The 7,318-nt window shown below is 64.7% G+C and carries 7 protein-coding genes; 6 read left to right on the forward strand and 1 reads right to left on the reverse strand.

Annotation, left to right across the window (positions count from 1 at the left end; genetic code table 11):
* The first annotated feature begins 9 nt into the window (after positions 1-9).
* From MXAZACID_RS20520 to MXAZACID_RS15280, 5 genes are all read left to right on the forward strand, one after another.
* Positions 10-174 (forward strand): DUF1365 family protein, encoded by a 165-nt coding sequence (locus MXAZACID_RS20520; protein ID WP_371137081.1) that lies wholly within the window; start codon positions 10-12, stop codon positions 172-174.
* Entirely contained in the window at positions 171-1,379 is a 1,209-nt protein-coding gene (locus MXAZACID_RS15265; protein ID WP_008495389.1) for a cyclopropane-fatty-acyl-phospholipid synthase family protein, read from the forward strand. Before MXAZACID_RS20520 ends, MXAZACID_RS15265 begins: the two co-directional genes overlap by 4 nt.
* A gap of 12 nt (positions 1,380-1,391) precedes the next feature.
* Positions 1,392-1,790 carry a DUF2177 family protein gene (locus MXAZACID_RS15270; protein WP_008495390.1) on the forward strand — a complete coding sequence of 133 codons (399 nt, stop codon included), beginning with the start codon at positions 1,392-1,394 and terminating at the stop codon, positions 1,788-1,790.
* A gap of 61 nt (positions 1,791-1,851) precedes the next feature.
* Positions 1,852-3,318, forward strand: coding sequence for a sensor domain-containing diguanylate cyclase (locus tag MXAZACID_RS15275; protein ID WP_008495391.1), 1,467 nt, complete (start codon positions 1,852-1,854; stop codon positions 3,316-3,318).
* 203 nt (positions 3,319-3,521) lie between these two features.
* The gene (locus MXAZACID_RS15280; protein WP_008495392.1) at positions 3,522-5,852 is read left to right on the forward strand and encodes an adenosylcobalamin-dependent ribonucleoside-diphosphate reductase; all 2,331 of its coding nucleotides are present in this window, start codon (positions 3,522-3,524) and stop codon (positions 5,850-5,852) included.
* A 168-nt stretch (positions 5,853-6,020) separates the two neighbouring features.
* Here MXAZACID_RS15280 and MXAZACID_RS15285 read toward each other — a convergent pair whose 3' ends face one another.
* Positions 6,021-6,761 (reverse strand): SDR family NAD(P)-dependent oxidoreductase, encoded by a 741-nt coding sequence (locus MXAZACID_RS15285; protein ID WP_008495393.1) that lies wholly within the window; start codon positions 6,759-6,761, stop codon positions 6,021-6,023.
* Positions 6,762-7,025: 264 nt separating this feature from the next.
* On the opposite strand from MXAZACID_RS15285, the gene MXAZACID_RS19455 reads away from it, so the two are divergent.
* Positions 7,026-7,318: hypothetical protein (locus MXAZACID_RS19455; protein WP_008495394.1), on the forward strand; the 293-nt coding region annotated here is incomplete at its 3' end.

Raw genomic sequence — 7,318 nt, forward strand, 5'->3', positions numbered from 1 at the left:
GCCGCGCTGCTGCGGCTGGTGCTGGCCCAGCCCTGGGCGGGGCTGAAGGTGCTGGCCGCCATCCATTGGGAAGCGTTGAAGATCTGGCGCAAGGGGATCGGGCTGCGGCCGCGTCCGGCCGCGCCCCGTGACGAGATCAGCCAGGGCTATAGCCGTTCCAGGAGACGCGCATGAGTGACATCGTTCAGCCCGCCATGATCCGTGCCGACAGCCGGCGCGGCTGGAGAACCGCCTTGCTGCGCCGTGCCATCGCGGGGTTGCGCTATGGCGGGCTGGTCTGCGTGACGCCCGAAGGGCACAGGCTGGAGGTGCAGGGGGATCTGCCCGGGCCGCAGGCGCGGCTGGTGCTGCATGATTGGCGGCTGCTGCGGGCTTTGGCGCTTGAGGGCGATACCGGCTTCGCCAATGCCTATATCGATGGCGGCTGGAGCAGCCCGGATCTCAGCGCGCTGCTGCAGATCTGCAATCTGAATTTCAGCGGCCAGGCGGAAGGCGCGCTCTCCGCGCCGCTGCGGGCGCTGCAAGGGTGGCGCCATAAGCGCCGGGCCAACAGCAAGGCCGGCGCGCGGCGCAACATCATGGCGCATTACGATCTCGGCAATGGCTTCTTCGCGCGCTGGCTGGATGAAAGCATGCTCTATTCATCCGGCCTGTATGAGGGCGGCGCGGCGACGCTGGAGGCGGCGCAGGCGGCGAAGCTGGCGCTGATCGCCGGGTGGCTGGCGGTTGAGCCGGGACAGAGCGTGCTGGAAATCGGCTGCGGCTGGGGCGCTCTGGCGCGGCATCTGGGCCAGCAGGGGGCGAAGGTGACCGGACTGACGATTTCCCCGGCGCAGCTGGCCTGGGGGCAGCAAGTAATCCGCGATGCCGGGCTGGAGGAGCGTGTGGAGCTGGTGCTGCGCGATTATCGCGACGAGGCCGGGCGCTATGACCGCATCGTCTCGGTGGAGATGTTCGAGGCCGTGGGCGAGGCCTATTGGCCCGGCTATTTCCAGACCTTGCGCCAGCGCCTGAAGCCGGGCGGCAAGGCGGTGTTGCAGGTGATCAGCATCGCCGCCGAACGCTTCGCGGCCTATCGGCGCAGTCCGGATTTCATCCAGAGCCATATTTTCCCCGGCGGCATGCTGCCGGCCAAGGCGCAGATCGCGGCGCAGGCGCGCGCGGCGGGGCTGGCGCCGGGCCGGGTGCGGCATTTCGGCGCCTCCTATGCCCGTACGCTGGCGGCGTGGCGGGAGCGCTTTACCGCCGCCTGGCCGGCGCTGGAGGGGCAGGGCTTCGATGAGCGGTTCCGCCGGCTCTGGGATTATTACCTCTGCTATTGCGAGGCGGGATTTCTCACCGGCAGCGTCGATGTCGGGCTTTATGAATTGCAGGGCTGAGAGGGGGCGCGGGTGAAAGTCTTCGGTCTGGCTTATCTGACGAGCGCGTTGGTGTTTCTGGGGCTGGATGCGGTCTGGCTGAGCCAGATGGGGCCCAGGCTCTACAAGCCCTTGCTGCGCGGGCTGCTGGCGGAGCAGGTCCGGCCGGCGCCGGCGATCATCTTCTACGGGCTCTATGTCGCCGGTATCGTCATCTTCGCGGTGCTGCCCTCGCCGCGCCCGGCGATGGCGCTGTGGCGCGGCGCGGTCTTCGGGCTGATCGCCTATGCCACCTACGATTTGACCAATCAGGCGACGATGCGGGGCTGGCCGAGTGTGATCACCCTGGCCGATCTCGCCTGGGGGGCGTTTGCCACGGCGATCGCCGCCACGGTGGCGTGCATGATCTGCCAATGGCTGCTGCGGAGCTGAGGCAGCCCTCCTGTCGCTGTCAGGCTTTGACGTTGTCGCGGGAATTTGGGAATGAGTTTCCATGTCCGCGCTGCCCGACCGCCATTCTGGCGATTATTTCGAATTGATGCCCGTCGCGCTGTGGGAGGAGGATCTCAGCGCCCTCAAGCTGATCATGGCGGCGTGGCGCAGGGAGGGCATAGAGGATCTCGAAGCCTACCTGGCCGCGCATCCTGATGAGGTCAAGCGCTGCGCCCATTCGATCAAGATTTTGCGGGTCAATCAAAGCGCTTTGGATATGCTGGGGGCGAAAACCCTTGCGGAGCTGACGGCGCATCTCGCCGTGATCATTCGTGACGATGCGTTGGCCCCCTATGCCCAGGAGCTGCTGCAGATCTGGCGCGGCCAGACGCGGTTCACCACCACCACGATGAATTACCGGCTGGATGGGACACGGATCGATATCCGCGTGAATGGCCGGATTCTACCGGATGAGACGCAGAGCTGGTCGCGGGTGATCGTCGCCATCGAGGATGTCTCGGCCCAGGAGGATGCGCGCCGGGAGCTGGAGGCCAGCGAGCTGCAGGCGCGGGCGATGTTCAATGACTCGCCGGTCTCGCTCTGGTTTGAGAATTTCAGCCTGATCAAGGCCCGGCTGGACGAGCTGCGGCATCGCGGCATCGTCGATTTCCGCACCTTCATCGATGTGCATCCGGATTTCGTCGAGATGTGCATGCTGGATATCCATGTGCTGGATGTGAATCTTCACACGCTCAGGCTGTTTCAGGCGCGCGACAAGGCGGATCTGCTCGCGCGGCTGGATGAGGTGTTCCGCGACGAGATGCGCGGGTTTTTCGCCGAGCAGCTGGTGGCGTTGTGGGACGGCCGGCTGCGCCATGAGCGCGAGGTGCTGAATTACCGGCTGGATGGCGAGGCGCTGAACCTGATTCTGCAATTCTCGGTGATGCCGGGGCATGAGAAGGACTGGTCGAAAGTGCTGGTCTCGCTCACCGACATCACCGCCCGCAAGAAGGCCGAGGCTTATCTCGAATATCTCGGCAAGCATGACGTGCTGACCGGTCTGTATAACCGCAGCTTCTATATGGATGAGGTAAACCGGCTGGAGCGCAAGGGGCCGTTCCCGGTCTCGGTGATCCTGATCGACCTCAACGGCATGAAGCAGGTGAATGACGAATCCGGCCATGCCGCCGGGGATGCGATGCTGCGCCGGATCGGTGAGATTCTGACCCAGGTGGTGGAAAAGCCCGGCTGCGCGGCGCGCATTGGCGGGGATGAGTTCGTGATCCTGCTGCCGGGCAAGAGCGCGCCGGAGGCCCAGGCGGTGCTGAGCGATCTGGCACGGGTGACCGAGCTGAATAATCAGTTCCATTCCACCCAGACTCGGCTGGTTCTCTCCGTCGGCATGGCGGTTTGCAAGGCCGGCGAAAAGCTGGAGGCGGCGATTCAGCGCGCGGATAGCGCCATGTATGCCGATAAACGAGCCTTTTACGCGACGGCGCCGGAGCTGGACCGGCGGTCGAGGATCTAAGCCTCGAGCCCTTACGCGGGCAAAAATTCTATTCCGCGCCGCGTTGTCGCCGTCAAGTTAAAAAGGGCAGTCAGACGCAGATAATTCTACCGCAAAATCAACATCTAGTGTTGGCGACGCGATATAGGCCGAGCTATGGTGTGGCCTCACGCGAGTCTCCGCGCCGCCTCTCGGCGCGGATATGCCAGATGGGAGCAAGCGACATGGATATTCCGGCGGATTTTACGGTGTCAGAAACCAGCAAGCGTTCCATATTGGAGAGCATGGCACCGATTTCCGCGCAGATCTGGGATTCCAAATACCGGCTGAAGGATGAGACCGGCACACCGATCGACCTGACGGTCGAGGATATGTGGCGCCGTGTTGCCCGGGCGCTGGCCGAAGTCGAGAAAGAGCCGGCCCGCTGGGAGCAGCCTTTCTTCGAGGCGCTGCAGGATTTCCGCTTCATCCCCGCCGGGCGCATCCTCTCCGGGGCCGGCACCGCGCGCCGCGTGACCCTGTTCAACTGCTTCGTGATGGGCCGCATCGAGGATGATCTGGGCATGATCTTCTCGCATCTGCGCGAGGCGGCGCTGACCATGCAGCAGGGCGGCGGCATCGGCTATGATTTCTCCTCGCTACGCCCGAAAGGCGCGCTGGTGCGCGGGGTTGGCGCCGACGCCTCCGGCCCGCTCTCCTTCATGGATGTATGGGATTCGATGTGCCGCACCATCATGTCCGCCGGTGCCCGCCGTGGCGCGATGATGGCGGTGATGCGCTGCGACCATCCGGATGTGGAGGATTTCATTGCCGCTAAGCGCGAGCCTGGGCGGCTGCGCAATTTCAACTGCTCCGTGCTGGTGACCGACGATTTCATGGCCGCATTGCAGGCGGATGCGCCCTGGGACCTGAAATTCGACGGCAAGACCTACCGCACCGTGCAGGCCCGTGAGCTGTGGGACAAGATCACCCGCGCCACCTATGATTATGCCGAGCCGGGGGTGATTTTCATCGACCGGATCAATAAGCGCAATAACCTCTATTATTGCGAGACGATCAACGCCACCAACCCCTGCGGCGAGCAGCCGCTGCCGCCTTACGGCGCCTGCCTGCTGGGCTCGATCAATCTCGCCAAGCTGGTGCGCAACCCGTTTGAAGCGGGCGCGCATATCGATGAGGCGGAGCTGGCCAAGCTGGTCGGCACCGCCATCCGGATGATGGACAACACCATCGACGCCTCGGGCTTCCCGCTGGAGGCGCAGGCGAAGGAGGCCGAGGCGAAGCGGCGCATCGGGCTGGGCATGACCGGCCTGGCCGACGCGCTGATGATGTGCGGGCTGCGCTACGGCACTGAAAAAGCCGCCGCCCAGGCGAGCGAATGGGCCCGCCAGGTGGAGCGCGCCGCCTATCTGGCCTCCGCCCATCTCGCCGCCGAGAAAGGCGCCTTCCCGCTTTATGACGAGGCCAAATATCTGGCCGGCGAGACGATTTCCGGGCTGGATGAAGAGGTGCGCGACACCATCGCCGCGAACGGCATCCGCAACGCGCTGCTCACCTCGATCGCGCCGACGGGCACGATCTCGCTGGTGGCGGATAACGTCTCTTCCGGCGTGGAGCCGGTGTTCGCCCTGGCCTATACCCGCAAGGTGCTGCAGCGCGATGGCTCGCGCCGCGAGGAAGAGGTGACGGATTACGCGCTGCGCCTTTACCGCCAGAAATTCGGCGCCGAGGCGGTGCTGCCGGATTATTTCGTCACCGCGCAGGATCTGGAGCCGGCCGAGCATGTGCGCATGCAGGCCGCCGTGCAGAAGCATGTGGACAGCGCGATTTCCAAGACCGTGAACGTGCCGGCCGATATCAGCTTCGAGGCCTTCCAGGAGGTGTATCTCGATGCCTATCGCAGCGGCTGCAAAGGCTGCACCACCTACCGGCCGAACGACGTGACCGGCTCGGTACTCTCGGTTTCCGCGCCCACCCCGGCGGCTGCTCCCGCCCCGACGCCGGCCGCGCCGAAGCTACTGGACGACCCGCTGGGCCTGCTCAACCGCGCCGACCGGCTGCTGGGCGCGACCTACAAGCTGCGCTGGCCCGACAGCGAGCATGCGATGTATGTCACCATCAACGATATCGAGCAGGACGGCGTGCGCCGGCCCTTCGAGGTGTTCGTGAACTCCAAGAATCTGGAGCATTATGCCTGGGTGGTGGCGCTCACCCGGATGATCTCGGCGGTATTCCGTCGTGGCGGCGAGGTGGCGTTCGTGGCCGAGGAGCTGAAGCAGGTCTTCGACCCGCGCGGCGGCCAGTGGGCGCAGGGGCGCTATGTGCCGTCTCTGGTGGCGGCGATTGGTGATGTGATCGAGCGGCATATGATTGAGACCGGTTTCCTGACCCTGCCGGATGACGAGCCGGCCTATGGCAAGCTGCGCGCCGAGGCGGTGACGCCAGCCAGCGGCACCGCGCTGGGCAGCCTGTGCCCCAAATGCAGCCAGCCCGGACTGGTACGCGAAGCGGGCTGTTTGAGCTGCGTGCAATGCGGCTGGTCGAAATGCGGCTGAGCTGAAAGCCAGCGCTGAATGAAAAACCCCGCCAATGGCGGGGTTTTTTGTGCAAGCCCGTGTAGCCTAGAGCCTCAAGCTTTTAGCTTGAGGCTCTAATTTTGATGTTGGCGAGCAATTTCATGTGTTTATCTTGACGCTGCCGCGTCAATCTAAACACATATTGCTCTAAACATGCTGGCCGCCATTGATGTGGATTTCAGCCCCATTCACGTAGGAGGAGGCATCGGTGCAAAGGAAATGGATGGTCTGCGCTACTTCCGTGGGGGTGCCCAGCCGTTTCATCGGCACTTCCGCATCGACCAGCTCATCCGTGCCTTCGGAGAGGATGGCGGTGCTGATCTCGCCGGGCGCGATGGCGTTGGCGCGCACCCCACGGCTGCCGAACTCGTGCGCCATCTCGCGGGTGAGCGCGGCCAACGCCGCCTTGGACGCGGCATAGGCGACCCCGGCAAACGGATGCACCCGCGACCCGGCGATGGAGGTGACATTGACGATGGAGCCCCGGGCGCGCTCCAGCTCCGGCAACAATGCCCGGGCGAGCAGGGCGGTGGAGACCAGGTTGACGTTGAGCACCTTGGTCCAGAGCGCGGCATCCGTCTCGATCACCCCCATGCGCCCTCCCTCCGGGCCTTTCGGCGAGATGCCGGCATTATTCACCAGAGCATGCAGCTTGCCGCCATCCAGCCGGGCGCGGACCGCCTCGGCCAAGGCGGCAATGCTGCCCAGATCCTCAAGGTCCGCTTGCAGATGGCTCTCTCTGGCATTTGGCCAACGGCATTCCGGTGAGAAAGGCTGGCGGGAGACGGTGAGGATACGCCAGCCGCGCTCCTGAAACAGCTTCACCGTGGCATGGCCAATGCCGCGGCTGGCGCCGGTGAGCAGCAGAACGGGTTTCGGGTCGGACATTCAGGGCTCCTGTTTCGGCTGGGCGTGGGCCAGGATGGGCCGGGCGATGCGGCGTGGCAATATCATGTGGGCGCTGGCGCAGCGCGGTGCCATTACCGTTTCCACCGCCCGCCAAGGCTCGATTGGAACAGACCGGATGCAAGGGCGCAGGCGCGGCACAAAATTTGCATTGTATTGCCGCGGGCCATCGCTCTTCCTGGGCGTGCTGCCTATTGCCAATCCCGGCCCTTCTCCGGAGGGCCTCACAAAGATAAGGACGCGGACTTGCACGCAGCGATTGATCGGCACCGCCAAGACTGGGAGGCGCCGGAACTCGGCCTGCCCCAGGCCACGATCATAGCCATCCTCCTGGTGGCCTTGATCTCCCTGGCGGCTTTATGGGTAACGCTCGGCATAAAGCCGAAAACCGTTCCACAAACCATCCAGGTGACGCAGGCCAGCCTGACCAGCCTGCCACAACCCAAGCCGCCACCGCCGCCGCCGCCGAAAATCGTGCCCCCGCCCAAGCCGGTGCCGGCGGTGATCCCGAAGCCGCCGCCGGTGCCGAGCAAGATCGT

Origin of the sequence: Acidocella sp. MX-AZ02 (assembly GCF_000306035.1) — a bacterium.
Lineage (GTDB): Bacteria > Pseudomonadota > Alphaproteobacteria > Acetobacterales > Acetobacteraceae > Acidocella > Acidocella facilis.